The sequence below is a fragment of the Mesorhizobium sp. M2C.T.Ca.TU.002.02.1.1 genome (genome assembly GCF_003997225.1).
In genome coordinates this window covers 1-1,742 of record NZ_RZTO01001064.1, presented here as the reverse complement: position 1 = coordinate 1,742, position 1,742 = coordinate 1, and the positions used below count along the sequence as shown (strand labels likewise).

The 1,742-nt window shown below is 65.4% G+C and carries 3 protein-coding genes; all 3 read left to right on the top strand.

All coding sequences use genetic code 11. The features are described 5' to 3' along the window. Positions 1-1,108: NAD(P)/FAD-dependent oxidoreductase (locus EOD07_RS33345; RefSeq protein WP_127238252.1), on the top strand; the 1,108-nt coding region annotated here is incomplete at its 5' end. Between the two features lie 36 nt (positions 1,109-1,144). Further along, positions 1,145-1,561: a RidA family protein gene (locus EOD07_RS33340; RefSeq protein ID WP_127238251.1), complete on the top strand. Its 417-nt coding sequence runs from the start codon at positions 1,145-1,147 to the stop codon at positions 1,559-1,561. Positions 1,562-1,567: 6 nt separating this feature from the next. Then, a partial coding sequence (locus tag EOD07_RS33335) for a DUF1028 domain-containing protein (protein ID WP_127238250.1) occupies positions 1,568-1,742 on the top strand: 175 nt, incomplete at its 3' end.

The window sequence follows — 1,742 nt, the reverse complement described above, 5'->3', positions numbered from 1 at the left end:
GGCCTGGCATGACCGGTTTCCCGGTATGGAGTTTCCCGTGACAGGCCCCGACGGCTTTCCTTCGAAGGAGGAGGTCGCCGACTATTTCGTCGCCTACGCAAAGCAGATCAATGCGCCGATCCGCTGCGGCGTCGAGGTCAAGCTCGTGCAGAGGAATGTCGGCCGTCCGGGATTCCGCGTCGAGACGTCGGATGGGGTGGTCGAGGCCAACAGCGTGGTGGCCGCGACCGGACCTTTCCAGGTTCCCGTCATCCCGCCTCTCGTTCCCGCCGATGCCGGCATCCCGCAAATCCACTCAAGCGCCTACCGCAATCCCGCGCAACTGCCTAAGGGCGCCGTGCTGGTGGTCGGCGCGGGATCCTCGGGCGTGCAGATTGCCGACGAGTTGCAGCGCTCAGGCAGGCGCGTCTATCTGTCGGTCGGCCCGCATGACCGGCCGCCGCGCTCTTATCGCGGGCGCGACTTCTGCTGGTGGCTGGGCGTTCTCGGCAAATGGGACCTCGAAACGCCGGGACCAGGCACGGAACATGTCACGATCGCGGTCAGCGGCGCGCGCGGCGGCGAGACGATTGATTTCCGTCGCCTGGCCGCGCAGGGGCTGACGTTGGTCGGCATGACCAAGACGTATCAGGACGGCGTGATGAGTTTCGCGCCCGATCTTGCGAAAAACATCGCTCGCGGCGACGCCAATCTGATGTCGTTGCTGGACGAGGCCGACGCCTATGTCGCGCGCAACGGCCTCGACCTTCCAGAAGAGCCCGCCCTTCGCAAAATCGGCCCGGACCCTGACTGCGTGACCAATCCGATCCTCGAGCTCGATCTGACCGAGGCCGGGATTGCGACGATCATCTGGGCGACAGGCTTTGCCGTCGACTACAGCTGGCTGAAGGTCGACGCCTTCGACGAGAAGGGCCGGCCAAGGCACCAGCGCGGCGTCTCGGTCGAGCCGGGGATCTATTTCCTGGGGCTGCCCTGGCAGTCGCGCAGGGGGTCGAGCTTCATCTGGGGCGTCTGGCACGATGCCAAGCATGTGACCGACCGCATTTCGACGCAGCGCAAATATCTCGCCTACCACGCCGCCGCGACGCGCGAGCCCGTGGACGCCTGACCAAAGCTGCGAGCCCGACCCCTCATGGAGACCAAGATGGCGCATACGCGAATTCGCAAATTCAACACCAAGGACACCTATCCCGAGCAGAAGCTCGACAATGATCTCTGCCACGCGGTCGTGACGCGCGGCGGCCGCACCGTCTATCTGCGGGGACAGTGCCCGCAGGACCTCGACACCGCCAAGAACATCGGCAGCCACGATCCGGTCGAGCAGACCCATAAGGTCATGCAAAACATCAGGCAGCTCATCGAAGAGTGCGGCGGCACGATGGAGCATCTGGTGAAGGTGGTGGTCTACATCACCGACGTGCGCCATCGCGAAGCCGTCTACCGGACGATGGGCGAGTATATCAAAGGCGTTCACCCGGTTTCGACCGGCCTGGTCGTGTCGGCCCTGGCGCGGCCGGATTGGCTGGTCGAGATCGACGGCACCGCCGTCATTCCGGACTAACGCGCCATGACCTTCTCCATCGTTGCGCGCTGCAGGCGCACTGGCATGTTCGGCGTGGCGGTGTCCTCGTCGTCTCCCGCGGTCGCGGCGCGTTGCGCCTATGCGCAGGCGGGCGTTGGCGCCGTCGCCAGCCAGAACGTCACCGACCCGACGCTCGGGGTCCGGGCGCTGGAACTGATGG

Coding starts and splice junctions, on each gene's coding strand:
- EOD07_RS33340 (WP_127238251.1), top strand. CDS start 1,145: ATGGCGCATACGCGAATTCGCAAATTCAACACCAAGGACACCTATCCC.